Raw genomic sequence first — 24,865 nt, forward strand, 5'->3', positions numbered from 1 at the left:
ACTAATGATCCGCAGTCCAAGCTGCGGATTTTTTATCTGTATCTAATACAAGTCAATTGAAAATAACGCTAGTAGGATAATTAACTTGGTAGGATTAACGATAATGAGAATTGAAAACATTGTAATAAAAAAAAAGCCCGTCTTAGGTGACAGGCAAAGACTACACACAGCAATACGTATATTCGATTACAGATATTTAAATAAAGCATCGTGCTATGATTTATTTAAACGCCTTGGGGAAAGCGATATCTCATAATAATAATATGAAAATCCCATGAATTAGTCATTAAGAATCATCTGAATAAGATAGATAAAACAAATACTTCATGATGAAGTGATTTCGGAGTGTTATTAATAATTAACTTATTTAATATTATGGCTATTGGCGGTTTGGAATAAGAAAGCGGGAATTAGCGAAGCGGTGACTTAATATAATAGCGAATGGTGCTGGATATTAGAGGGGGAGTAGCATAATACGCCCCCATAAAAATTAAAGTTCGTCCAAATGCTTGGCAACTTCTTTAAGGCTCTCTTCTGGTTCAGGGGCTTCACTGACCCAAGCTGCCGTGAGGCGGTAAGAGATAGCCAATACGACGGGGCCGATAAATAACCCGATCATACCAAATGAAAGTAAGCCGCCAATGACACCTGAGAGGATGAGGATCATCGGCATATCGGCTTCCATACGGATAAGATATGGCCGCAAGAAGTTATCCATGGTCCCGACGATACAACTCCATACCAACAATACCGTGCCCCAAGTCGTATCACCGGTCCAGTACAACCAAATAATTGCGGGGACCAGTATCAACAGGGGGCCAAGCTGCGCGACACAACAGATAAACATGAGCACCGTTAAGAGGGTAGCGTATTGAATACCCGCAATGGCTAGACCAATCCCTCCCAATATTGCTTGCACTAGCGCCGTAACTACCACACCTAACGCGACGGCTCGAATGGCTTTCGCGGCCAATACCACGACGGCATCCCCTCGTTTGTCTGCGGCGCGAACGGCGAAATGGCGGATAGCCAAACCAACTTGCTCACCATGGATATAAAGTAAAATGCTAAACAGCACCATTAATGCCAGATGAATTAAAAAATAACCAACATGAGCAGCTTGGGCCACCAACCAAGTCGCGGCTGCACCGATATAAGGTTGAGCTTTGGCGATTAATACATTGCCGCCGCCAGCAATGAGTGTATGCCAAGTGCTGTACAGTTTATCTCCCACCATCGGGACCGACTGCAACCAAGTGACATCCGGCATGCGTAAATTAGAAGGGCTAGATGCCCATTGGATAAGTGGACCGCTATTTTCCACCAAGCTACTGACCAATAGCGCGAGGGGAATAACAAAGAGCAGAATCAGCAGTAGACTCATGATGACCACTGCGAGCCATCGTTTACCCCAGAGGAGTTTTTGCAACCGAACCAACAGTGGCCAAGTAGCAATCGCTACCATGCCAGCCCAAGCAAAGCCCATAATAAAAGGCTGTACCACCCAAAAACTGGCGATGATCATTATCATAATGAAAATCACCCCAAACATCAGTCTAGGTAAATCGAAACGACGTTGCTGCGGGTAGTTCATCAGTGGGTTCTCACTTCGAAAGTCATGGCAAGGTGGCCATGGCACGATTTATTTCTGTATCGAAAAGACTATTTCAGCCCTAATCATGGTGTATTTCTTCAACTTTTAACAGACACCACTTAATTTTACTTATGATTTTAGGAAAAAAATGGCATCCATAAAGTCATCAATATCCGGAGGTCGAGGTCACTCTGAAAAAATCCACTTTCTATCAGGTATGGCTATTATTGATGCAATATAAAATTTTGAAACTCAATGGGTTGTTGTCGTATTTATCCTTGGCCTCTCGTCATCACTTTCCCATCATGCTGAATTGGCATAAATTATTCGACAAAGGTGATCACGAACAGATAATCTTTGAGCGGAACAACAAACACACATACCTATAGATAGGGTCACACTAATGATCCCACATATTTCTCAAGCGCCGGGTGTCGTTCAGTTGGTGCTGGATTTTTTGGATGCTTTGAAGCAAAACGGATTTACCGGCGATACTGCCACGAATTATGCCGATCGCCTGACGATGGCGACGGATAACAGCATTTATCAACTGCTGCCCGATGCCGTTGTTTTCCCTCGTTCGACGGCAGATGTGGCCTTGATTGGCCGCTTATCTGGGCAAGAAAGTTTCAAGTCGTTGGTCTTTACACCGCGCGGTGGTGGCACTGGCACTAATGGTCAGGCGTTGAACACCGGCATCGTGGTGGATATGTCGCGCCATATGAATCGTATTATCGAGATCAATGTGGAGCAAGGCTGGGTGCGGGTTGAAGCTGGCGTGATTAAAGATCAGCTCAATCAATATCTGCGGCCATTTGGCTATTTCTTCTCGCCAGAATTGTCGACCAGTAATCGCGCCACCTTGGGGGGCATGATTAATACCGATGCCTCTGGGCAGGGGTCTTTGGTGTACGGCAAAACTTCCGATCACGTGCTGGGCTTGCGGGCTATTTTACTCGGTGGTGAGATGCTGGACACCCGCGCCATGCCGACAGAATTAGCGGAAACGATTGCTCAGGAGGATTCTGTCGCGGGGAGAATCTACCAGACTGTGCTCAATCGATGTCGTGATCAGCGTGAACTGATTCTGGAGAAATTCCCCAAACTAAACCGTTTTCTAACCGGTTATGATTTGCGTCATGTGTTCAGTGATGATCTGCAAACCTTTGACTTAACACGCATCTTAACGGGTGCTGAAGGGACATTGGCCTTTATTACTGAAGCCATATTGGACATTACGCCACTGCCTAAAGTGCGTCGTTTGGTCAATGTGAAGTATGACTCTTTTGATTCTGCACTACGCAATGCGCCATTTATGGTCGAAGCTAAAGCGTTGTCAGTGGAAACCGTGGACTCTAAAGTTCTCAATCTGGCGAAAGAAGACATTGTTTGGCACTCGGTCAATGAGTTGATTACTGATGTGCCGAACCAAGAGATGTTAGGGCTGAATATTGTTGAGTTCGCGGGTGATGATAAGGCTCTGATCGACGGACAAATGGAATCACTTTGTCAGCGTTTGGATGATTTGATCTCTGCTAAAGAAGGTGGGGTGATTGGTTATCAGATTTGCAGTGAGTTGGCAGGGATTGAGCGTATTTATGCGATGCGCAAAAAAGCGGTAGGTCTGTTAGGAAACAGCAAAGGGCAGGCCAAACCGATCCCATTTGCGGAAGATACCTGTGTACCGCCGCAACATTTAGCTGATTATATCGTTGAGTTTCGCCAATTGCTGGATAGCCATAACCTGACATATGGCATGTTTGGACACGTGGATGCAGGTGTATTGCATGTGCGTCCGGCGTTAGATATGTGCGATCCGCAGCAAGAAATGCTGATGAAACAGATATCCGATGAAGTGGTGCAACTGACGGCGCGTTATGGTGGCTTGCTGTGGGGGGAACACGGTAAAGGCTTCCGCGCAGAATATAGCCCTGATTTCTTCGGCGAAGAGCTGTATAGCGAATTAAGACGTATCAAGTCTGCTTTTGACCCCGATAATCGTTTGAATCCTGGGAAAATTTGCTCACCATTAGCCAGTGATGCTCCGATGATGAAAGTGGATACCGCCGATAAGCGTGGCACGCTGGATCGTCGTATTCCGTTAGAGATAAGAACGTCATTTCGTGGCGCAATGGAATGTAATGGTAATGGGCTGTGTTTTAACTTTGACGCCCGTAGCCCGATGTGCCCGTCAATGAAGATTACCGGTGATCGCATTCATTCCCCCAAAGGCCGTGCCGCACTGGTTCGGGAGTGGTTAAGATTACTTTCCGAACAAGGGGTTGACCCCGTGGCGTTGGAGCAAGGCCTTGCTACTAAACGGCCTAGCTTGCGGGGTCTAATTGATAAAACCCGTAATACGTGGCATGCCAGCAAAGGGGATTATGATTTTTCCCATGAAGTTAAAGAGGCGATGTCGGGCTGTCTGGCCTGCAAAGCCTGTTCGACACAGTGCCCGATAAAAATTGATGTACCAGGGTTCCGCTCGCGTTTTCTTCAGTTGTATCACACTCGTTATCATCGACCGCTGCGTGATTATGTGGTGGCTGGCGTCGAGAGCTACGCACCATTAATGGCGAAGACACCGAAAGTCTTTAATTTCTTCTTGAAACAACCGTGGGTGGGGGCGTTAAGCCGCAAGAGTATCGGGATGGTAGATTTACCCATGCTGTCCAGCCCTTCACTGAAGCAATCATTATCGGGTCACTATGCCAGTACCATGACGTTGGAACAGTTGGAAAAATTGCCTGAGTCTGAACGGCGTCAGCACGTGTTGATCGTACAAGATCCTTTCACCAGTTATTATGATGCGCAAGTGGTTGCCGACTTTGTTCGGCTGGTAGAAAAGCTAGGCTTTAATCCTGTGCTGTTACCTTTTTCGCCCAATGGCAAGGCACAGCATATTAAAGGCTTCCTACAACGCTTTGCCAAAACTGCGCGTAAGACGGCTGATTTTCTAAATCGTGTCGCGTTATTGGGCATGCCAATGGTCGGGGTAGATCCCGCGCTGGTGCTTTGTTATCGCGATGAGTATAAAGAAATTTTGGGCGATGCCCGTGGTAATTTTAATGTGCAATTGGTGCATGAATGGCTACAGGTGGCATTGGCCGAACAACCAGAACAGCAGATGAGTGGTGAGTCTTGGTACTTGTTTGGTCATTGCACTGAAAGCACCGCGTTGCCAGCCAGTAGCCAACATTGGGCATCGATCTTTTCCCGCTATGGTGCGAAGCTAGAAAATGTCAGTGTGGGTTGCTGTGGCATGGCGGGCACTTATGGTCATGAAGCGAAGAACATTGATAACTCGCTGGGTATCTACGCATTGTCTTGGCAGCAAGCACTGCAAAAGCTGCCGGGTAAACGTTGTTTAGCTACTGGGTATTCGTGCCGCAGTCAGGTCAAACGTATTGAGGGTAATGGGTTGCGGCATCCGTTACAGGCTTTACTCGAATTAGTTTAACGCGCTGTAATAAAGCCGCGAATCCCGCTGAGCTGACGCTGGTCAGTGATGCGGGTGAGAGAAAGTAGCTAACACCGCTGCAACTTCAACAGGAAGGGATACCCCAAACTAATTGGAGTTGCAGGTAGGCAGCAAATGAACGAATCCCGCTGAGCTGACGCTGGTCAGTGATGCGGGTGAGAGAAAGTAGCTAACACCGCTGCAACTTCAATTAGGAAGGGGAGGATGAATGCTTTGGAAACGAACGGCCACACTCGAACAACTCAACCAACAAAGCCAAGACTGTATGCTAGGGCACCTGGGTATTGAGTTTACTCGGTTCTCCGATGACGAACTGGAGGCGACGATGCCAGTTGATCACCGGACGACTCAGCCTTTTGGTCTTTTACATGGCGGGGCATCTGTGGTGCTGGCAGAATCGCTCGGTTCGATGGCGGGCTACTTGTGCACCATTGAGGGCCAGCAGATTGTTGGGTTAGAAATTAACGCTAACCACTTGAAAGCGGTGCGTTCTGGCAAAGTGCGTGGTTGTTGCCGCGCGATCCATGTGGGCCGTAGCCATCAGGTATGGCAAATAGAGATTTACGATGAGCAGGACTACCTGTGTTGTACCTCTCGCTTAACGACCGCAGTACTGACGCGCTAACCTTAGTATCCATCATTCCTCGATTTCTACCGCGACCTCGCTCAGGGCCATAATGGCCTTGAGCCACTCAAAATATCCCGTTCTTATCGCTTGAATGCTTTGAGGTTCATTGTGCTTTCAATGCTTGGCGATTCGGCACTGTTAATACTTCGACCGGTGATCGTTTGAGGGGATATCAATTCGATAAATACATCGAATCACTCTGATAGGTTTCCCCCAGAGGTGTTTTCAGCTAAAATTAATTTAGAAATAGGTATTTTCTATGAATGTTTAAAAACGCAAAGGCTGACTGCGATTAGCCTTTGATATAGCAAGGGATATGAGCATCGCTGCGAAATTTATTGATTAATTTCAGCGTGATAAAAGTGCACTTGTTCCGCTAGACCTCTTCGGCCATCGCAGCATGTTCCTTTCGTTGCCGCCTCTTTCAAGGTTAAAACGGCACTTTTCTTAATATCCCTGCAAAACAAACGGTTGAAGTGATAATTATTATCACTACCATTGTGAACATTCTGTGTTGGTTCACTCATAATCAGCCAGCAAATCTTTAACCTGAAATGGACTGCATCCAACATCATTGGGTGATTGAGAAATATGAGGTAGGGCATATGCAACAGGAATCAGTCGGCACTTTTTCACTCGACGATAATGTCTGGCAAGGCGTCACCATCACGGACAGCGCAGCGGCGCAAATTACGCGGCTCATGCAGCAAGATCCTCAAGTTAAGGGGTTGCAACTCGGGGTCAAGCAATCAGGTTGCGCAGGGTTTGCCTACGTGATGGATATGGCGAAAGAACCCGCCAATGACTGCCTGGTTTTTGAGCATGGTAATGCCAGACTTTATGTGCCACTCAAAGCGATGCCATTTATCGATGGTACCGAGGTGGATTATGTCCGCGAAGGGCTAAACCAGATCTTCAAATTTAATAATCCTAAAGCTCAGCATTCCTGTGGGTGTGGCGAGAGTTTTGGCGTTTGAGCGATGTAAACGAAATGACACGAAGCAATGTTGAAGTTCCTGATGATGTGCAGGCTTGGGTCAGCGATGGTCGTTACAAAGAAGGCTTTTTTACCCAGTTAGCGACAGATGAACTGGCCAAAGGCATCAATGAAGATGTGATCCGTGCTATCTCTGCGAAGCGCAATGAACCTGAATGGATGCTGGAATTTCGCCTCGGGGCCTATCGTAGCTGGCTAGAGATGGAAGAGCCACACTGGTTAAAAGCACATTATAAGAGCTTGGATTACCAAGATTATAGCTATTACTCCGCGCCATCTTGTGGCAGTTGCGATGATAGCTGTGATTCACAACCAGGTGCAGTGCAGCAGTCATCGGGGGTTGCCGCGCATAACGAACCTCAAAGCAGCGAGAATGAATACCTGACGGCAGAAGTCGAGTCTGCATTTGCTCAGCTTGGGGTGCCAGTACGTGAAGGGGCAGAGGTGGCGGTCGATGCCATTTTTGATTCCGTATCAGTCGCAACGACCTATCGCGGCAAACTAGCCGAACAAGGGATTATTTTCTGCTCATTCGGGGAAGCCATCCAGGAATATCCGGATTTAGTGCGCAAGTATCTGGGGTCTGTGGTGCCAGCAAAAGATAATTTCTTTGCGGCACTCAATGCCGCTGTCGCTTCTGATGGCACTTTTGTTTACGTGCCCAAAGGGGTGCGTTGCCCAATGGAATTGTCCACTTACTTTAGAATCAACGCGGCTAAAACAGGCCAGTTTGAGCGCACGATTTTAATCGCCGACGAAGACAGTTATGTCAGCTACATCGAAGGCTGTTCAGCGCCAGTACGTGATACTTACCAGTTGCATGCCGCCGTGGTAGAAGTGATTTTGCATAAAAATGCTGAAGTGAAATACTCCACCGTCCAAAACTGGTTTGCTGGTACGGAAAGCACGGGTGGCATTTTGAACTTCGTTACTAAGCGCGCGCTCTGTGAAGGCGCGGGTTCGAAGATGTCTTGGACTCAATCCGAGACTGGCTCAGCGATTACGTGGAAATATCCGAGTGTCATTTTGCAGGGCGATAACTCCATTGGCGAGTTCTTCTCAGTGGCGCTCACCAACGGCAATCAGCAAGCCGATACGGGCACCAAAATGATTCACATTGGCAAAAACACCAAATCAACCATTATTGCCAAAGGGATTTCAGCGGGTCATAGCCAAAATACCTATCGTGGTTTAGTGAAAATTTTGCCCGGCGCGGATAACGCCCGCAATTTCACGCAATGTGATTCGATGCTCATTGGTCCTGACTCCGGCGCACATACGTTTCCGTACGTCGAAGTGCGCAATAATTCGGCACAATTGGAACATGAAGCGACCACCTCAAAAATTGGCGATGACCAACTGTTTTATTGCTTGCAGCGGGGGATCAGCGAAGATGACGCTATCTCCATGATCGTTAATGGCTTCTGTAAGGATGTATTCTCTGAATTACCCTTGGAGTTTGCCGTCGAAGCGCAGAAGTTATTGGCGATAAGTCTGGAACACAGTGTTGGTTAAGCATGAGTTGAACACGTACTTGCAGCGTTTTGCGCACCAAGGAAACCTATGTTAAGCATTAAGAATTTGAAAGTCAGTGTTGAAGGTAACGAGATTCTGAAAGGTTTGAATCTGGAGATCAAACCCGGTGAAGTGCATGCCATCATGGGGCCAAATGGCTCGGGGAAAAGCACCTTATCAGCGGCATTGGCTGGGCGTGAAGAGTATGAAGTTACCGAGGGGAGTGTCACCTTTAATGGCAAAGATCTGTTGGAGTTGGCACCGGAAGACCGTGCGGGCGAAGGCGTATTTTTGGCCTTCCAATATCCGGTAGAGATTCCTGGGGTCAGTAATCATTTCTTCCTGCAAACCGCCGTTAATGCAGTGCGAAAATATCGCCAGCAAGAGCCTTTAGATCGTTTTGATTTCTCTGACTTTATCGAAGAGAAGATTGAGTTACTCAAAATGCCAGCAGATCTTCTGACGCGCTCGGTTAATGTGGGTTTTTCGGGTGGTGAGAAGAAACGCAATGATATCTTGCAGATGGCTGCGCTAGAACCCTCTTTATGTATTCTGGATGAAACAGATTCTGGTCTGGATATCGATGCACTGAAAATTGTCGCAAACGGTGTGAATTCACTGCGTAATGAAGATCGCGCATTTATTATTGTGACGCACTATCAGCGCATCCTTGACTACGTAAAACCTGATTTCGTGCATGTGCTGTACCAAGGCCGAATCATTAAATCGGGTGATTTCACGCTAGTAAAACAGTTGGAGGAGCAAGGCTATGGCTGGCTTACCGACCAACAGTAAAACATTAGATCCGCAATCTTCGCCGAAGCAGCGATCTGTTCCTGGGCAACCATTTATTCCAGAACAACCATTTATTCCAGAACAACAACGTATCCTGGAACAGCAACGTGTTGATGCCCTGAAGCAGTTTGGTGTGCTGTTTAAGCAGCGCCAAAGTGGTCAGGGGGAAGAGGCATCGGCACATTGGCAACAAGTGCTGGCATTAGGTTTTCCGAGCGTTAAACATGAAGATTGGAAATATACGCCGCTAGCAACACTCTTAGCTCATCGCTTTAGTTTCGCGGATGCACCAAACGTGACTGCTGCTCAGCGAGATGCGTTGTCATTGGTGCAAGATGCACATCGGCTAGTTTTCATTGATGGCCGATATACCCCTTCACTCAGTGATGGTGATTGTGGCCCTTATCAGCTTACTCACGTCACAGAGGACGCGCAATTCCCAGACGCTATACGATCAGAAGTCTTTCTTCATCTGACTGAGAGTTTGGCGCAAGAAAGTTTGCATATTCGCTTGCCCGCAGGGAAACAGAGCGATAAGCCACTGTATCTGCTGCATATCAGTTCAGGTAAAGATGGCGATGAAGTGAATACCAGTCATTATCGCCATCATTTGTCCATTGAAACTAATGCTCAGGCAGATGTCATTGAGCATTTTGTCAGCCTCAATGAACAGCCACATTATACCGGTGCTCGGCTCACGATTAGCGTGGGTGATAATGCGCAGTTGAGTCATTACAAACTGGCGTTTGAGACACCTCAAAGCTACCACTTTGCACATAATGATTTAGTGCTCAGCCGTGACGCGCGAGTACGCAGCGACTGTTTCTTACTTGGCGCAGGTTTGACGCGTCATAACACCAGTGCTCAATTGAATGGTGAAGGCGCAACGCTATCTATCAATAGCCTGCTGCTACCGATAGGGCGTGAAATCTGTGATACCCGCACTTATCTAGAGCACAACAAAGGGTATTGTGAAAGTCGCCAATTGCACAAAACCATCGTGCGCGAACGGGGTAAAGCTATTTTTAATGGCATGATAAAAGTCGCCCAGCATGCGCTGAAAACGGATGGTCAGATGACCAACAATAATCTGCTACTCAGTCAATTAGCAGAGGTGGATACCAAGCCCCAGTTGGAAATTTATGCCGATGATGTGAAATGCAGCCACGGTGCAACGGTCGGGCGTATCGATGCCGAGCAACTGTTTTATCTGCAATCGCGTGGCATCCATCAAGACGATGCACAACAGATGATTATTTTTGCGTTTGCGGCAGAGTTAACGGAAGCCATTCACAACGAAACTATCCGTAAAGTAGTGCTAGCACGTATCGCTGAAAGGTTAGCAGGGGAGTCGCGATGAGTTTTCCTATCGATCGTGTTAGAGCGGATTTTCCCTTACTCAGTCGTCAGGTTAACGGGCAACCGTTAGCCTATCTGGATAGCGCAGCCAGTGCGCAGAAACCACAAGTGGTTATCGATAGGGAAGTTAACTTCTACCGTGATGGTTACGCGGCTGTTCATCGTGGTATCCATACGCTGAGTGCTGATGCGACGCAGCAGATGGAAGCGGTACGTAGCCAAGTGGCTGACTTCATTCATGCTGCGTCAGTTGAAGAAATTGTCTTTGTTAAAGGCACCACTGAGGCTATCAATCTCGTTGCAAACAGCTATGGTCGCCATTTCTTAAAGGCTGGCGACAGTATTATCATTACTGAAATGGAGCATCACGCCAATATCGTTCCGTGGCAGATGGTAGCGCAAGATCGCGGTGTTGAAATTCGCGTCTGGCCCTTGACCGAGACAGGTGAATTGGTGCCAGATGCGCTGGACAATTTGATTGATGACACGACGCGATTGCTGGCGATCACTCAGGTCTCCAATGTGCTAGGGACGGTAAACCCTATCCAACAGATTGTTGCTCAAGCCAAGGCTGCTGGCTTAGTGGTGCTGGTGGATGGCGCGCAGGCCGTCATGCATCAAAGGGTCGATGTGCAGGCATTGGGTTGCGACTTTTATGCCTTCTCTGGACATAAACTGTATGGCCCATCCGGCATTGGCGTCTTGTATGGCAAGCGTGAATTGTTACAACAGATGCCGCCATGGGAAGGGGGCGGTTCGATGATCAAAACCGTGAGCTTAACGCAAGGTACTACCTTTGCTGATGCTCCTTGGCGGTTTGAAGCCGGCTCCCCTAATACGGCAGGGATTATGGGGCTTGGCGCGGCAATTGACTATGTGAATGAGCTGGGTTTGGCGCAGATTCAGCAATATGAACATTCGCTGATGCAGTATGCATTAGCACAATTGAGCAAAATTTCGAGCCTGACACTCTATGGCCCAACCGACCGAGCAGGTGTGATCGCTTTTAATTTGGGGCCGCACCACGCTTATGATGTTGGTAGTTTTCTTGACCAATATGGCATTGCAATTCGTACTGGTCACCATTGTGCGATGCCACTAATGGCGTTTTATCAGGTACCGAGTATGTGCCGCGCATCATTGGCGCTGTATAACACCCATGAAGAAGTTGACCGACTAGTGATAGGGCTACAGCGTATCGAAAAATTGCTGGGCTAAGATTCAACCGTTAGCGGCAGCGTCGCATCTAACGGGTTATACCTCATCTCATTGGCGTTACAAATCGGTTGTCACTCAACTTGTCGCGTCAATGCAAAAGGGTATATTTACCTATTTAGGAAGCATGTTATGGCTGGTCTACCCGATAAAGAGAAGTTGATTCGTAACTTTTCCCGTTGTTTGAACTGGGAAGAGAAGTACCTGTATGTGATTGAGCTCGGTGCACAATTATCTCCGTTAACTGAACAACAGCGTCAACCAGAGAACCTGATATCAGGCTGCCAAAGTCAAGTGTGGATAGCGATGACCACCACTGCCGATGGCCAAGTGATTTTTGCTGGTGACAGTGATGCGGCTATCGTTAAAGGTCTCGTCGCCGTTGTATTTATCCTCTATCAAGGTTTAACCCCGCAACAGATAGTCAGCTTGGATGTTCGTCCTTTCTTTGCCGACTTAGCCCTCAGCCAGCATTTGACACCTTCGCGCTCACAAGGTCTGGAAGCCATGATTCGTGCTATCCGCGCGAAAGCAGAAGCTTTGTCAATGCGATGAGTCACGTCAACATTTTGTGCTTTTTTCATCGTTAGCTGAACATTTCTGTGTCATGTGTCACAGTCTTAAAATGGTGATATTTCAGCAGGTTAAATCGTCAGCAAGACCAGATAAAGCACAATAAATTACATTGTAACACCTTGATTTGTAGAGATATAAATTGCCTTTATAATAAGGACTGTTACTATATGGTGGCCTTATTATTGGCTGCTAAAATTAACGTAGAAATACCCGTCATCTTTCAAACTGCAGGTGTGTTGGCAGAATCTGTGTAACCGAGTCACTTACAGACGTAAGTGAGGCGGAATGCCGCTTTTCCTGCAACTTGAGGCTAATTGGGTATCGCCGTGTAAACCGAATTTGAAGAAGTGATGTAGGAACTAAGCATGAAACGTGCATTAACTTTGATTGGTATGTTATTCGCAACTTGTCTGGCGGGAAGTATCACCGCGGCCAATGCGACTGAGTATCCTCTACCACCAGCCAATAGCCGTCTGATTGGCGAAAATACGACCTATGTTGTTCCAAACGATGGCCGCCCGCTTGAGGCTATTGCTGCCGACTACAAGATCGGCTTGCTGGGGATGCTGGAAGCTAACCCAGGTGCTGATCCGTATCTGCCAATGCCGGGTTCAGTATTAACGATTCCAACTCAGATGTTGCTGCCTGATACCCCACGTGAGGGTATCGTGATCAACTTGGCTGAACTGCGCCTTTATTATTACCCGAAAGGCCAGAATAAAGTCATCGTGTACCCAATCGGTATCGGCCAGTTAGGGCGTAATACCCCAACGATGACAACTTCTGTCAGCCAAAAGATCCCGAATCCAACTTGGACACCAACAGCGAACATCCGTAAGCATTATTTGGCTCAAGGCGTCACCTTGCCAGGTGTTGTTCCTGCGGGTCCTGAAAACCCTATGGGTCTGTTTGCCATGCGTCTGTCCGCCGGCGCGGGTGAGTATCTGATTCATGGGACTAACGCCAACTTCGGTATTGGTATGCGTGTTAGTTCCGGTTGTATTCGTTTACGCCCAGATGATATTGAAGCGCTGTTCAAGTCTGTTCCTAAAGGCACCCGCGTACAGATCATCAATGAACCAGTTAAATACTCAGTTGAGCCAGATGGTAAACGTTATGTGGAAGTTCATCAGCCATTGTCTCGCGTAGACAGTGATGACCCGCAAACAATGCCAATTGCCATCAGCAGCAGCCTGCAGAAGTTTATCGATGATAGCCAGACTGATGCACAAGTCGTTCAAAGTGCGATGGTACGTCGTGCTGGTATGCCTGTGATTGTGACGGTTGGCGAAACAGCCCCAGAGCAAGCACCAGCGGATGTTGCACCTCAGAGTCAACCGCAGGTCGAAGAGCTACAACCGTCTGAACAGCCTATTCCTAAGCTTGTTCAACCAGGCCCGGTTTACTCCGCAGCCAACTAAGTTTCAGCCCTACCTTTACCATGGCTGCATGCCAGTCATGGTAAAGTCTGTTTTTTCTCAGTTCCCGCCTGAATTATTTAAATCAATCATGTAAGACAAACACGACGAGTGCCCAATATGGCGCATGGCAGCCTTGCTACGGCGTTTAGCCGCTAAATGGTAAGGTTATGTCGGATAAGTATCTTACAGACGAGCGGGGCGCTTTTAAGGGGCAAAAAAAATGGCGCACAAAGTGCGCCATTTTTCATTCAGGAAGTAATATTACTTCTTGTAAGCGTGAGCTTGGTTGTCCAGACGTTGGTTAGCACGTGCTGCATCGTCTTTAGCTGCTTGAACGTCAGAACGGATTGCGTTCACGTCGTTGCTCAGTTGGTCAACTTTAGCGTTCAGAGTTTGAACGTCAGAAGACAGTTGATCGATTTTAGCATTGCTTGAACAACCAGCCAGCATAGTAGAAGCCAGAATTACCGCGCCCAGTACAAGTTTAGTACGATTCATTATTAACACCCTCTAGATTAAGTTAATCTCCATGTAGCGTTACAAGTATTACACAAAGTTTTTTCGAAAGAGAATAAATTTTTAGTATTAGAGGGGTTTATTTTGATCGTTCGCTCAAAGAAGCATCTTGTTTTAAAAAAAAGTTAAAAAAACGAGGCAAAACAGCCGGATTATATGGGACAAGTCTTATTTGAAAAAATGACGATGGAGGGGTTAGGATAAATTGGATTTTTCCGAAAGCTTATTTGGCACCCTTAGAAAAAGAAAACACCGCTATTGGAAGCGGTGTTTTTTAATTAACGTTCAATCGCGCCAGTCAGGATTATAACACGTGGACTGATGAAGTATTGGTGGTGCCGCTTGGTACTAACGCACCAGAGACCATGATCACAACGTCACCTTTTTGCGCCAAGCCGCTGGCCAGTGCTGCTTCTTTACCGATACGATAGAAATCATCTGTTGAAGCAATTTCGCTAACCAATTGAGTGATAACACCTTTTGTCAGAATTAACTGGCGAGCGGTGGTCTCATTCGTGGTCAACGCCAGAATAGTGGCTGTTGGGAAGTATTTACGAACGGATTTTGCAGATTTACCACCGCCAGTGGCGACAACAATCACTTTCGCTTCCAGTTTTTCTGCGGTTTCAACAGCACCACGGCAAACCGCTTCGGTGATACGCATTTTGCGGTTGTCGTTCAGTGATTCAATGCGGCTAGGCATGATACGGTCTGTACGCTCACAGATGGTTGCCATGATGGTGACAGACTCTAACGGGTATTTACCCTTAGCACTTTCACCAGACAGCATCACGGCATCTGTACCGTCCAAAATGGCGTTAGCAACGTCGCCAGCTTCTGCACGGGTAGGGCGTGGGTTTTTGATCATGGAATCGAGCATTTGAGTTGCAGTGATAACAACTTTGCGTGCGCGATTACATTTTTCAATCATCATCTTCTGCGCGAAGATAACTTCTTCTACTGGGATCTCAACGCCCAAGTCACCACGGGCAACCATGATACCGTCGGATGCTTCCAGGATTTCGTCGAAGTTATTCAGACCTTCCTGATTTTCGATTTTAGAGATGATTTGGATATGCTCGCCACCGTGTGCTTTCAGATGTTCGCGAATCTCCAGTACGTCTGAGCGCTTACGGATAAAGGAAGCTGCAACGAAGTCTACGCCTTGCTCGCAACCAAAGATCAGGTCAGCTTTATCTTTTTCAGCCAATGCCGGCAATTGGATAGACACGCCTGGCAGGTTAACGCCTTTGTTTTCGCCCAAATCACCGTTGTTCAGCACTTTACAGACAACGGTGTTTTCGGTGACTTCAGTCACTTCCATGCCGATCAAACCATCATCAACCAGCACCGTGTTGCCGATTTTCAGGTCAGCGGCGAAACCAGGGTAGGTCACTGCAACGATGCTGTTGTTACCAATAACGCTTTGGTCAGTCGTGAAAGTGAATGTCTGGCCTGCAACTAGAGCAGCATCTTTGCCGCCTTCCAGTTTCATGGTACGGATTTCAGGGCCTTTGGTATCCAGCAGAATGCCTGCTTTCAGGCCGGTTTTTGCCATCACTGCACGAATATTCTTGATACGCTGACCGTGTTCTTCATAGTCACCGTGGGAGAAGTTCAAACGCATAACATTCATACCTGCATTCAGCAGGTTTGTCAGCATTTCTTCGGATTCGGTTTTTGGACCGATGGTACAAACAATTTTAGTCTTTTTCATGACGGATTTTTTCTACAAGTTGTGATGGATAAAAAGCGAATGTTCCGTTAAGTCTCTCAACGGAGTGGAATCTGATGTGTGTCTGGTGTAAAGAAACATGCCTAAGAAGCAAAACATTACTAAGAATAGATGACAGCAGTGGAAGTTGAGCGGAAAACTTTAGCACAAGGCTAAACGCATGATCGGTAGACGATGGCGTAAAGGGGAGTTGTATTTTTTTAGCGTATCCACAGATCAAGATGCTGAAACCATTCAACTGAAACGACGGTTCGTATTATAAGCGGTAAGTAACGGGAAATGAAATAGAAAACAGGAACTCATTGCCGTTTTTTATAAAAACGGAGTTTTTGTCGCGCAAACGAGGAACATAAAACGTTATTTGTTGCGCAACAAATTTTATTTTTAACATTTTCTAACAAATTCTTCGATCATAAATCTAGCATCAATAACCCTATAACATCATCAGGGTGTGGATGGTCTGGTAGGTGAACAATTTTGTTATCGAATAGACGCGATAATCTGGTAGTCCAGTAAGTGGATAGTCTTGCCAATAAATAGTATTACGAATTAATAAGAAAGAACTAACGTTGAAGGGAGCAGAAGAGAGAGTGGTGCGTCCGAATGGACTCGAACCATCGACCCCCACCATGTCAAGGTGGTGCTCTAACCAACTGAGCTACGGACGCACATTACTCAAATTTGAAGCAGCTAACGATGATAATACAAACGCGACAGGTGATAAGATTGGTGCGTCCGAATGGACTCGAACCATCGACCCCCACCATGTCAAGGTGGTGCTCTAACCAACTGAGCTACGGACGCAATACCTTAATCTTATTACCGACAACAATCTTATTACCAAGAATCATCGCTGACAGCGGGGACGAATATTAACGAGCTGCCCGTCCGCTGGCAAGGAGAAAAACACAATATTTATCGCAAACTCACGTAATTGCTGCGCTTTTACCCATTGCGCTGTTTTTTTCTCCACCTTTTATTGTTTTCTTTCGCGATTGTCTTATCTCAGCGTTAATCGCCAGCTTCATTCACCGCGATTAACGCCCAATTTTGTTAAAACTAGTGCGCCGCTTTTTGCAGAATAAGTGCGGGTGGCTGCTTTTGTAACCAACGAATGCGTACTGCCATTAATATCGCCGCTGCGGTGAGGCCGATAACAAAGCCTATCCAGAAGCCACTTGGTCCCATAGCCGGGACGAAATAGTCAGTTAGCCCCAAGAGATAACCACTTGGCAGGCCTAGCAACCAATAGGCGGTAAACGTGATAAAGAAGATTGAACGTGTATCTTTATAGCCACGTAATACGCCGCTGCCAATGACTTGGATAGCATCTGATAGCTGATAAAGCGCGGCCAGCAACATTAAGTGGGAGGCCATCATCACCACTTCAGGGTTTTTGTTATACAGCAGGGCAATGTGTTCGCGGAAGATAACGGTGAATATAGCCGTCACGCACGCCAGCATTAAACCGACGGCAATACTGGTATAAGCCGCGACTCTCGCCTGCTCAACTGACCCTTGACCAAGACGGAAACCGACACGAATCGTGGCAGCTACACTGAGCGACATGGGTAACATGAACATTAATGAGCTGAAGTTGAGCGCGATCTGATGTCCAGCAACAGCGACGATGCCGAGTGGTGAAACGAGTAATGCCACCACAGCAAAGAGTGTTACTTCGAAAAACAGTGCCAGAGCAACAGGCAACCCAAGCCCTCCCAAACGCTTCATAACCTGCCAGTCGGGGGCTGCAAAGCCTTTTTCCAGTTTAATATCCTGCTGAGAACGGGTGCGAGAAACATACCAACGCATCATCAAGAACATGACCCAGTAGACAGTGCCTGTCGCAACCCCACAACCGACGCCGCCTAATGCTGGCGCGCCAAACTTACCGTAAATAAAAATATAGTTAATGGGAATATTAACGAGCAAACCGATAAAACCTATCACCATCCCCGGTTTCGTTTTGGATAACCCCTCACACTGGTTACGGAGTACTTGGAAGAACAGATAACCCGGCGCGCCCCACATAATGGCATGCAGGAATCCCACGGCTTTATCAGCCAATACCGGGTCAATATTATGCATTTGCTTAATAACGTGGTCGCTATTATAGAGAACCAACATAATGAGCAATGAAACACATAATGCCAGCCAAAACCCTTGTCTCACTTGATGAGCGATCTGGCTTCGACGCCCAGAGCCGTTAAGTTGAGCAACCGTTGGGGTCAGCGCTAACAGTAAACCATGGCCAAATAAGATTGCCGGCAGCCAAATAGATGTCCCCACCGCGACAGCGGCCATATCAGTGGCACTGACAGAACCGGCCATGATGGTATCGACCACGCCCATTGCGGTTTGAGACAACTGCGCGATGACGACGGGAATAGCGAGAGCCAATAAGCTACGCGCCTCGACGATATACTTCTGCACGTATGCACCTTTTTATTGATTGAGGCTATTTATCGCAATGAAGCGTTAAATAAAATAGCGGGAATTGATTTATGACCTACAAGTTATTACACACAGGTTATAACTTACATGCTTGGGGTTGTAGGAAGGTAGCAGGCAAATCCCGCTGGGCTGACACTGGTCAGTAAGTCGGGTGAGAGAGAGTCGCTAGCAACCCTACAACGTCAAGAAATAAGGGTATAAAAGATTGTACCTTCTCGTTGAGCTTAAGCAATCCTTGTCATTAAATATCAGCAAAATACCCTGTAAGTAGGTTTTTATCCTAAGTGGTTTGGTTTTCCGTATTTTCTGAGGCAAAATCAGCGCAGAGAGCATTTCTTTTTACCGAAAACTAACTAAGAGGCATGGCGTATGTTTACCGGTATAGTTCAAGGCACCGCGCCAGTGGTAGCCATCGAGGAAAAATCTAATTTCCGCACGCATGTAGTCGAAATGCCAACAGAGATGTTGCCTGGTTTGGCCTTAGGCGCTTCGGTTTCCCACAATGGTTGCTGCTTAACCGTCACCGCTGTTGAGGGGAATCATGTTAGCTTTGATTTAATGAAGGAAACACTGCGTATTACTAATTTGGGTGATATTAAGGTGGGTGATCAGGTTAATCTGGAGCGCGCCGCTAAATTTAGTGATGAAATTGGCGGACATCTTATGTCCGGCCATATTATTTGCACCGCTGAAATCGCCAAAATCTACACATCAGAAAATAATCGTCAGATTTGGTTTCGCATGCCCAGCGATGATTTGATGAAGTATGTGTTACACAAAGGTTTTATTGGCATAGATGGCATCAGCCTGACTATCGGTGAAGTCGTGAACAATCGTTTTTGCGTGCATTTGATACCGGAAACCTTGGCGCGTACGACATTAGGTAAGAAACGGTTAGGGAATCGAGTCAATATCGAGATAGACCCGCAAACTCAAGCTGTGGTTGATACCGTTGAGCGGGTACTGGCGCAGCGTGATAGCGCACAGGCAACTGAATTGGCAGAAAAAGCAGTTCGCGAATAGTTTAAGAATTAATAGCTTAAGAATAATGCCAGCATAGAAGAAAAGTTAACGTTGAGGCAGGGGGAATTCCCCCTGCCTCATATGACATGTCGTTTTAGCGGGGAACTCGGATACCACCGTCTATGCCATTGGGGCTAAACAGAATTTGCCATAATTGAATATCTCTGGCTCGAAATGCCCCTGCGCAAGCATTTAGATAATAGCTAAACATACGTTCAAATCGAGCTGAGTAATTCTCTGCCAGACTTGGCCACGCAGCTTGAAAACGGGCGTACCAAGCCATTAAAGTTCGATCATAATCTGCACCGAAATTATGCCAATCCTCCATAATGAAATAAGGTTCGCTGGCTTGAGCGATATGTTTTACTGACGGCAAGCAGCCATTAGGGAAGATATATTTATTAATCCAAGGATCAATGCTCAGGTCAGTCCGGTTAGCGCCAATGGTGTGCAGTAAAAATAAACCATCAGGTTTCAAGTTGCGGTTTACCACATCAAAGTAGGTGTGATAATTCTTTGGCCCAACATGCTCGAACATCCCAACGGACACAATACGATCAAACTGCTGATTCAAGTCACGATAGTCTTGCAGCAAAATGGTGACATCCAATCCTTCGCACCGTCTTTGCGCCAGCTTTTGTTGTTCGGCTGAAATGGTTACGCCTGAGACCGACACGCCGTAGTGACGGGCAGCATAAGCGGCAAGTCCCCCCCAACCACAACCAATATCGAGCAACTTCATACCCGGTGCTAATTGCAGTTTCTCGCAGATCATCCGCAACTTGTTTTCTTGTGCTTGTTCTAGGGTCGTGGCGTCTTTCCAATAGCCACAGGAATATTGCATATTGGGATCAAGCATAAGGCTAAAGAGGTCATTACCTAAGTCATAATGCTCTTTGCCCACTATCCATGCACGTCTCTTTGATTGCAGATTGATCACGCGAGCGGCAGCAACACGTAAAGTATCTTTGAGATGGTGTGGGAGTTGATGTTCTAGGCCAGCACGGATAACGCGTTGGAAAAAGATATCCAAGCGATCGCATTCCCACCAACCATCCATATAACTCTCACCTAATGCCAAAGATCCTTCTTGTAATACTCGCTTAAAGAAGTCTGGATTATTGACTCTAATGTCGAAAGGGCGTGAGCCATTGATTTCAATATCAGCCTGGCTCAGCATTTCTTGCACAATGCGAAACCACGGATTTTCTTGAATGCTCTGGTCTTCTATACAGGATGAACTCATAGCTTCTCCATCACTTTCTTCTGACTTATGCCCCGCGATAATTTTCTATATGCGCGAGGACATACCAATTCGGCTGATGAACCTTGGTGTCTGATATCCGTTACGGATATACCCTTTGTACTTGATGCTGCAGCGGTGTCGCGGTACGAACTAAAATCACTGCAACGCCAATACGTTGGGTAAAGAGGAAGATTACGAAGAAACCCTAATTATGTTTTGGTTTAGGGTGACTCATCCATAAGGTTAAATGTGACGCAATCCACGCGCACAGAAACTACTTAAGATAGTGCTTTTTTTTAATGATATTGTATTCGGTTTAATCGAGTATAGGCTTGCCGAGTCGCTTTCTCAATACTAAATCGTACTCGGCATTTATGCCGCTTAGTGACTATTTTTATTGGTAATTAATATCTTTTTATCTTTTCGCAATGCGTAGCAATGAATGCTATATCCCAATAGTGCTAATACCACCGTCGACAGCATGACAGTGACAGTGGCCAATAACGCGCGACTGACAAAGGCTGAAACCAGCATACTAGCAATAAAGCATAAACCTAGCTGAAGCGTGTTTTGTAGCGCGGCTGCTTTCCCAGTATTCGAAGGAAAGGGCATTAACGCATTTGCTACGATAATAGGGTAGCAGGCACCATTGACAAGCGCCATTATGCAGAAAGGAATAAGTAAACTAAGCAGTGAGGGGGTGGTTAAAGTCGCGATGAAATACAGCGCGATCATGCTGACACTATATCCCGCCAATAACCAAGGTAATAACGTATTTCCCTTGATATGTGTGAGTGCGCTACGACAACTGAACCCACCCAAGAGGAACGCTAATGTTTGCGGTACATAGCTCAAACCAATGGTATTCGGGCCGTAGCCCATGTCACCCAGAATAAAAGGTGAACCGGTTAACCAAGCAAAAAAACCGGCACTACAGGCGGCGAACATCATGACGTTACCGCTAAATACTGGTGATTTCAGCAACTGCCAGAAACTGATTGTCGTGATAGATAGTTGATTCTTGTCGTTGACAGATTTCTTGCGTTCTTTAAGGCGTACCGTTGGGATCAAGAGCAACAATGTCACGACCAGCAGCACTACAAAAATAGAGCGCCAACTGAAGTGATTTAACAGCCATGCGCCCAGAAGAGGGGCCAATGCCGGAGATAACGCCACCAACGGCATAATGGTCGCGAACACACGGTTGGCTTTACCATCGCGATAACGATCTACCACTAAAGCCTGCCAACTTACGGCTGCAGAACAGACTCCCACTGCCTGAATGAAACGTAGGATCAATAGTTGTGTGGCGGTTTCAACCCATAAAATCCCTAAGCACCCAATGGCAAACAGCCCTAAACCCGCTAACAGCACCGGTTTACGGCCTAATTTATCCGATACTGGTCCCCAAATAAGCTGAGCTATCGCGAAACCCGCCAAGAAAATACTCAAACTGGCACTGATGGCCCCCGCTGAGGTTTGTAATTCTTGTTGCATTGCGCCGAAAGCAGGTAAATACATATCGGTAGCCAGGTAACCTAACATGCTTAAACCGGCCAGATAGAACATAAAGCTAGACGTTGTTTTCATTCTTGATATCTCGATGGGAACATTTTTGCAGGCGCGACAGAAAATGGCTGTTGTTGTTATTTCTTTTGTGACTAATGCTGTTGTAAATGTTTTGTTGCAGGCAATTTATTGCGGTGGGCATTCTATCCGTCAAGATAATCTGTTGTGAAACGGTAATATTTGCACCATGCTATCAATAAATTTGATATCTAAATGGCTAAGCAGCAGAGGCGGAGTTCATGTGGTCTGAATACTCATTGGATGTAGTGGATGCTGTTGCGCGTACCGGAAGTTTCAGTGCGGCTGCACAAGAATTGCACCGTGTACCCTCGGCGATAAGTTATACGGTGCGCCAACTTGAAGAGTGGCTCGCAGTCCCCCTGTTTGAACGGCGGCATCGGGACGTCGAATTAACGGCCGCAGGTGCAATTTTTATCAAAGAAGCGCGTGATGTTATCAAAAAAATGAATGGCACACGTCGACAGTGCCAGCAAGTCGCGAATGGTTGGCGGGGGGAATTGACCATCGTGATAGATAAAATCGTTAAGCCAGATCGCAGCCGCCGCTTAATCTCAGATTTCTATCGACATTTTCCTGATATCGAATTGCGGGTACGTTATGAAGTGTTCAATGGTGTATGGGATGTGTTAGTCGACGGGCAAGCAGAAATGGCCATTGGCGCGACTCGCGCTGTGCCTGTTGGCGGGCGGTTTGTTTTTCGCGATATGGGTTTTTTGAGCTGGCAGTGTGTGGTGAGTGTTGAACATCCGTTGGCCCAGTTAACTGGGCCATTGACCGATGACCAGTTACGGCCATTTCCCTCATTATGTCTAGAGGATACCGCGCGGAATCTCCCCAAGCGGGACACTTGGACACTTGATAATCAGCAGCGGCTGGTGGTACCGGACTGGGCGACAGGGATTGATTGTCTGTGTGCAGGTTTATGCGTAGGCATGGTACCGACACATATGGTTTCACCACTGATTGCACAAGGGAAGTTGGCTGTCTTGACGTTGACTGAACCCTTACCAGATAGCCCTTGTTGCATGACTTGGGAGCAGAATAACCATTCACCCGCGTTGGCCTGGTTACTTGAATATTTGGGTGACAGTGTCACATTGAATGACGAGTGGCTGAAAGACGAAAATGAGTTATTGCGCTGTGATTGACCGCCAATAGCGCCGCCGGTAGCGAAATTTGCTACTGGCGGTAGGGGTTACCATATAGATGGTTTATGCGCCGGCAGATGAGCCATTGCCGGCAGAGTTGATAAACCGCGATAGTTGATTAACGGCGATAGTCGCGGAACGGACCATCAGCAACAGAACGTCGCTCAACCAGTTTCGGGTGAACCTCAATGGTCTGTGGGTCTTCGCGCTTGCTGACGATACGATCGAGCAACATGGCGAAGGCCGTTTCACCTAATCGTTCTTTAGGTTGATGAATGGTGGTCAGTGCCGGTGAGAAATAGCGCGCGTTACGCACGTTGTCATACCCGATCACCGAAATATCTTGCGGCACCCGTAGGCCCAATTCATCAGCAGCACAAATTGCGCCCATCGCCATAATATCACCGCCGCAGAACACCGCTGTTGGACGATGTTTTTGTGTCAGAATTTGATGCATGGCCTTATAGCCCGACTCTGGCTCGAAATCGCCCTGAACCACCCATTCATCACGCAGCTCGATATTCGCTTCTTCTAGTGCTTTAAGGAAGCCTTGATGGCGACCTCCGCCGGTATTACGAGATAACTGCCCCGGAATAGCACCAATATCACGATGGCCGCGCTCAATAAGATATCGACCGGCCAAATAACCGCCTTCAAAGGCATTATCAATAATTGAGTCAGTAAAATCGCCCCGCGCTGTACCCCAATCCATCACCACCATCGGGATATTGCGATAATCTTCCAGCATCCCAAGAAGTTGCTCTGGATATTCTGAACACATCACTAATAGCCCATCGACACGTTTTTGCGCCAACATCGCCAAATACGCTTTTTGCTTATCCAGATTATTATGGGAGTTACATAAAATCAGCGTGTAGCCTTTGCTATAACAACTGTTTTCAACCGCTTCGATCACTTCGGCAAAATAGGGTGCTTCGCTGGAAGTTGCCAACAAACCAATGGATTTTGTGTGATTCACTTTCAAACTGCGGGCCACAGCACTGGGCGAATAATGCAGTTCCTTAATGGCAGCCCACACGGCAGCCTTAGTATTTTCGGCGACGAAACGAGTTTTGTTAATCACGTGCGAAACGGTGGTGGTGGACACACCCGCGTGTTTGGCCACATCTTTAATCGTTGCCATATAAAAAATAACTCCTAAGCTCACCTGTTACAGCAGGTAAGTATTTTGTTAATCGTTTGCCTACATACTCGAAACCATTCAGACAGAAGCATGTTATTAGGCTGGAAAATGGAATCAGCGGGCTGCCTGAGAGTAATTGTTGGACGTTATTGGCAGTATGCAGTTATGAACTGCGAATTTTGGCTGATCTGGAGGAAAAGTGGAAGAGGTAATCAAAGTTATAAAGTGAGTAATGAGCACAAGATTTTTTTTCTGAATTGTGGGAAGATAATTTAACACACTAACTATGTGCCTTTTCCCTACTACAAACTGACCGGCTGAGGAGTTTTTATGGATACCAATCTGAAAATGTCGCTGATTACGACTGTTGGTGCATTAGCGATGATTATTGCCTTTAGCTTCGTGGCGGTAATGAATTAAGTCAACCG

Annotated in this window: 19 protein-coding genes, 2 tRNA genes and 1 other RNA gene; 12 read left to right on the forward strand and 10 right to left on the reverse strand. The window is 46.8% G+C overall.

Annotation, left to right across the window (positions count from 1 at the left end):
• Positions 1-125 precede the first annotated feature (125 nt).
• Positions 126-230, reverse strand: an RNA gene (gene rprA / locus BN68_RS23165) — antisense sRNA RprA.
• 260 nt (positions 231-490) lie between these two features.
• Entirely contained in the window at positions 491-1,594 is a 1,104-nt protein-coding gene (ydiK, locus tag BN68_RS04045; RefSeq protein ID WP_019209872.1) for an AI-2E family transporter YdiK, read from the reverse strand.
• Between the two features lie 403 nt (positions 1,595-1,997).
• Here ydiK and ydiJ point away from each other — a divergent pair, with 403 nt between their 5' ends.
• The 9 genes from ydiJ to BN68_RS04095 all read left to right on the forward strand — a co-directional run bounded on the left by ydiJ (position 1,998) and on the right by BN68_RS04095 (position 13,581).
• Positions 1,998-5,054, forward strand: a complete 3,057-nt coding sequence (gene ydiJ / locus BN68_RS04050) for a D-2-hydroxyglutarate dehydrogenase YdiJ (RefSeq protein WP_019209873.1) — start codon at positions 1,998-2,000, stop codon at positions 5,052-5,054.
• Between the two features lie 229 nt (positions 5,055-5,283).
• Positions 5,284-5,700 carry a hotdog fold thioesterase gene (locus BN68_RS04055; protein WP_019209874.1) on the forward strand — a complete coding sequence of 139 codons (417 nt, stop codon included), beginning with the start codon at positions 5,284-5,286 and terminating at the stop codon, positions 5,698-5,700.
• Between the two features lie 608 nt (positions 5,701-6,308).
• Positions 6,309-6,680 (forward strand): Fe-S cluster assembly scaffold SufA, encoded by a 372-nt coding sequence (sufA, locus tag BN68_RS04065; protein ID WP_019209876.1) that lies wholly within the window; start codon positions 6,309-6,311, stop codon positions 6,678-6,680.
• Between the two features lie 14 nt (positions 6,681-6,694).
• Entirely contained in the window at positions 6,695-8,215 is a 1,521-nt protein-coding gene (gene sufB / locus BN68_RS04070; RefSeq protein ID WP_019209877.1) for a Fe-S cluster assembly protein SufB, read from the forward strand.
• A 48-nt stretch (positions 8,216-8,263) separates the two neighbouring features.
• Positions 8,264-9,010: a Fe-S cluster assembly ATPase SufC gene (gene sufC / locus BN68_RS04075; RefSeq protein ID WP_019209878.1), complete on the forward strand. Its 747-nt coding sequence runs from the start codon at positions 8,264-8,266 to the stop codon at positions 9,008-9,010.
• Entirely contained in the window at positions 8,985-10,370 is a 1,386-nt protein-coding gene (sufD, locus tag BN68_RS04080; protein WP_019209879.1) for a Fe-S cluster assembly protein SufD, read from the forward strand. Before sufC ends, sufD begins: the two co-directional genes overlap by 26 nt.
• Positions 10,367-11,587, forward strand: coding sequence for a cysteine desulfurase SufS (sufS, locus tag BN68_RS04085; protein ID WP_019209880.1), 1,221 nt, complete (start codon positions 10,367-10,369; stop codon positions 11,585-11,587). The genes sufD and sufS overlap by 4 nt, the downstream gene beginning before the upstream one ends.
• 129 nt (positions 11,588-11,716) lie before the next feature.
• On the forward strand, positions 11,717-12,139 hold the full coding sequence (gene sufE, locus BN68_RS04090) for a cysteine desulfuration protein SufE (protein WP_019209881.1): 423 nt from the start codon (positions 11,717-11,719) through the stop codon (positions 12,137-12,139).
• A 386-nt stretch (positions 12,140-12,525) separates the two neighbouring features.
• The gene (locus tag BN68_RS04095; protein WP_019209882.1) at positions 12,526-13,581 is read left to right on the forward strand and encodes a L,D-transpeptidase family protein; all 1,056 of its coding nucleotides are present in this window, start codon (positions 12,526-12,528) and stop codon (positions 13,579-13,581) included.
• Between the two features lie 261 nt (positions 13,582-13,842).
• On the opposite strand, the gene BN68_RS04100 is transcribed toward BN68_RS04095, so the two are convergent.
• The 5 genes from BN68_RS04100 to BN68_RS04120 all read right to left on the reverse strand — a co-directional run bounded on the left by BN68_RS04100 (position 13,843) and on the right by BN68_RS04120 (position 18,265).
• Positions 13,843-14,079, reverse strand: a complete 237-nt coding sequence (locus tag BN68_RS04100) for a major outer membrane lipoprotein (RefSeq protein ID WP_005165631.1) — start codon at positions 14,077-14,079, stop codon at positions 13,843-13,845.
• 322 nt (positions 14,080-14,401) lie between these two features.
• Positions 14,402-15,814 carry a pyruvate kinase PykF gene (pykF, locus tag BN68_RS04105; protein WP_019209883.1) on the reverse strand — a complete coding sequence of 471 codons (1,413 nt, stop codon included), beginning with the start codon at positions 15,812-15,814 and terminating at the stop codon, positions 14,402-14,404.
• Between the two features lie 609 nt (positions 15,815-16,423).
• A tRNA-Val gene (locus BN68_RS04110) sits at positions 16,424-16,500 on the reverse strand.
• Between the two features lie 59 nt (positions 16,501-16,559).
• Positions 16,560-16,636, reverse strand: a tRNA-Val gene (locus tag BN68_RS04115).
• Positions 16,637-16,891: 255 nt separating this feature from the next.
• Entirely contained in the window at positions 16,892-18,265 is a 1,374-nt protein-coding gene (locus tag BN68_RS04120; protein ID WP_019209884.1) for an MATE family efflux transporter, read from the reverse strand.
• 390 nt (positions 18,266-18,655) lie between these two features.
• Between BN68_RS04120 and BN68_RS04125 the strand changes: the two genes are divergently transcribed.
• Positions 18,656-19,309 (forward strand): riboflavin synthase, encoded by a 654-nt coding sequence (locus tag BN68_RS04125; protein WP_019209885.1) that lies wholly within the window; start codon positions 18,656-18,658, stop codon positions 19,307-19,309.
• 94 nt (positions 19,310-19,403) lie between these two features.
• On the opposite strand, the gene cfa is transcribed toward BN68_RS04125, so the two are convergent.
• Positions 19,404-20,555 carry a cyclopropane fatty acyl phospholipid synthase gene (gene cfa, locus BN68_RS04130; protein WP_019209886.1) on the reverse strand — a complete coding sequence of 384 codons (1,152 nt, stop codon included), beginning with the start codon at positions 20,553-20,555 and terminating at the stop codon, positions 19,404-19,406.
• A gap of 381 nt (positions 20,556-20,936) precedes the next feature.
• Positions 20,937-22,145, reverse strand: coding sequence for a purine nucleoside transporter PunC (gene punC, locus BN68_RS04135; protein WP_019209887.1), 1,209 nt, complete (start codon positions 22,143-22,145; stop codon positions 20,937-20,939).
• Positions 22,146-22,363: 218 nt separating this feature from the next.
• Here punC and punR point away from each other — a divergent pair, with 218 nt between their 5' ends.
• Positions 22,364-23,293, forward strand: coding sequence for a DNA-binding transcriptional activator PunR (gene punR, locus BN68_RS04140; RefSeq protein ID WP_019209889.1), 930 nt, complete (start codon positions 22,364-22,366; stop codon positions 23,291-23,293).
• 118 nt (positions 23,294-23,411) lie between these two features.
• Here punR and purR read toward each other — a convergent pair whose 3' ends face one another.
• On the reverse strand, positions 23,412-24,437 hold the full coding sequence (gene purR, locus BN68_RS04145) for an HTH-type transcriptional repressor PurR (RefSeq protein WP_019209890.1): 1,026 nt from the start codon (positions 24,435-24,437) through the stop codon (positions 23,412-23,414).
• A 330-nt stretch (positions 24,438-24,767) separates the two neighbouring features.
• On the opposite strand from purR, the gene cydH reads away from it, so the two are divergent.
• Positions 24,768-24,857: a cytochrome bd-I oxidase subunit CydH gene (cydH, locus tag BN68_RS23835; protein ID WP_016266160.1), complete on the forward strand. Its 90-nt coding sequence runs from the start codon at positions 24,768-24,770 to the stop codon at positions 24,855-24,857.
• The last annotated feature ends 8 nt before the right edge of the window (positions 24,858-24,865 follow it).

It is taken from the genome of Yersinia massiliensis CCUG 53443 (assembly GCF_000312485.1).
In the GTDB taxonomy this organism is placed as follows: domain Bacteria; phylum Pseudomonadota; class Gammaproteobacteria; order Enterobacterales; family Enterobacteriaceae; genus Yersinia; species Yersinia massiliensis.

What these genes read in the sequence shown, in the direction of transcription:
- sufE (WP_019209881.1), top strand. Translation starts at nt 11,717, where the DNA reads ATGGCTGGTCTACCCGATAAAGAGAAGTTGATTCGTAACTTTTCCCGT.
- punC (WP_019209887.1), bottom strand. Translation starts at nt 22,145, where the DNA reads ATGAAAACAACGTCTAGCTTTATGTTCTATCTGGCCGGTTTAAGCATG.
- pykF (WP_019209883.1), bottom strand. Translation starts at nt 15,814, where the DNA reads ATGAAAAAGACTAAAATTGTTTGTACCATCGGTCCAAAAACCGAATCC.
- cfa (WP_019209886.1), bottom strand. Translation starts at nt 20,555, where the DNA reads ATGAGTTCATCCTGTATAGAAGACCAGAGCATTCAAGAAAATCCGTGG.
- sufD (WP_019209879.1), top strand. Translation starts at nt 8,985, where the DNA reads ATGGCTGGCTTACCGACCAACAGTAAAACATTAGATCCGCAATCTTCG.
- sufA (WP_019209876.1), top strand. Translation starts at nt 6,309, where the DNA reads ATGCAACAGGAATCAGTCGGCACTTTTTCACTCGACGATAATGTCTGG.
- purR (WP_019209890.1), bottom strand. Translation starts at nt 24,437, where the DNA reads ATGGCAACGATTAAAGATGTGGCCAAACACGCGGGTGTGTCCACCACC.
- ydiK (WP_019209872.1), bottom strand. Translation starts at nt 1,594, where the DNA reads ATGAACTACCCGCAGCAACGTCGTTTCGATTTACCTAGACTGATGTTT.
- sufC (WP_019209878.1), top strand. Translation starts at nt 8,264, where the DNA reads ATGTTAAGCATTAAGAATTTGAAAGTCAGTGTTGAAGGTAACGAGATT.
- BN68_RS04095 (WP_019209882.1), top strand. Translation starts at nt 12,526, where the DNA reads ATGAAACGTGCATTAACTTTGATTGGTATGTTATTCGCAACTTGTCTG.
- ydiJ (WP_019209873.1), top strand. Translation starts at nt 1,998, where the DNA reads ATGATCCCACATATTTCTCAAGCGCCGGGTGTCGTTCAGTTGGTGCTG.
- cydH (WP_016266160.1), top strand. Translation starts at nt 24,768, where the DNA reads ATGGATACCAATCTGAAAATGTCGCTGATTACGACTGTTGGTGCATTA.
- BN68_RS04125 (WP_019209885.1), top strand. Translation starts at nt 18,656, where the DNA reads ATGTTTACCGGTATAGTTCAAGGCACCGCGCCAGTGGTAGCCATCGAG.
- sufS (WP_019209880.1), top strand. Translation starts at nt 10,367, where the DNA reads ATGAGTTTTCCTATCGATCGTGTTAGAGCGGATTTTCCCTTACTCAGT.
- sufB (WP_019209877.1), top strand. Translation starts at nt 6,695, where the DNA reads ATGACACGAAGCAATGTTGAAGTTCCTGATGATGTGCAGGCTTGGGTC.
- BN68_RS04055 (WP_019209874.1), top strand. Translation starts at nt 5,284, where the DNA reads ATGCTTTGGAAACGAACGGCCACACTCGAACAACTCAACCAACAAAGC.
- BN68_RS04100 (WP_005165631.1), bottom strand. Translation starts at nt 14,079, where the DNA reads ATGAATCGTACTAAACTTGTACTGGGCGCGGTAATTCTGGCTTCTACT.
- punR (WP_019209889.1), top strand. Translation starts at nt 22,364, where the DNA reads ATGTGGTCTGAATACTCATTGGATGTAGTGGATGCTGTTGCGCGTACC.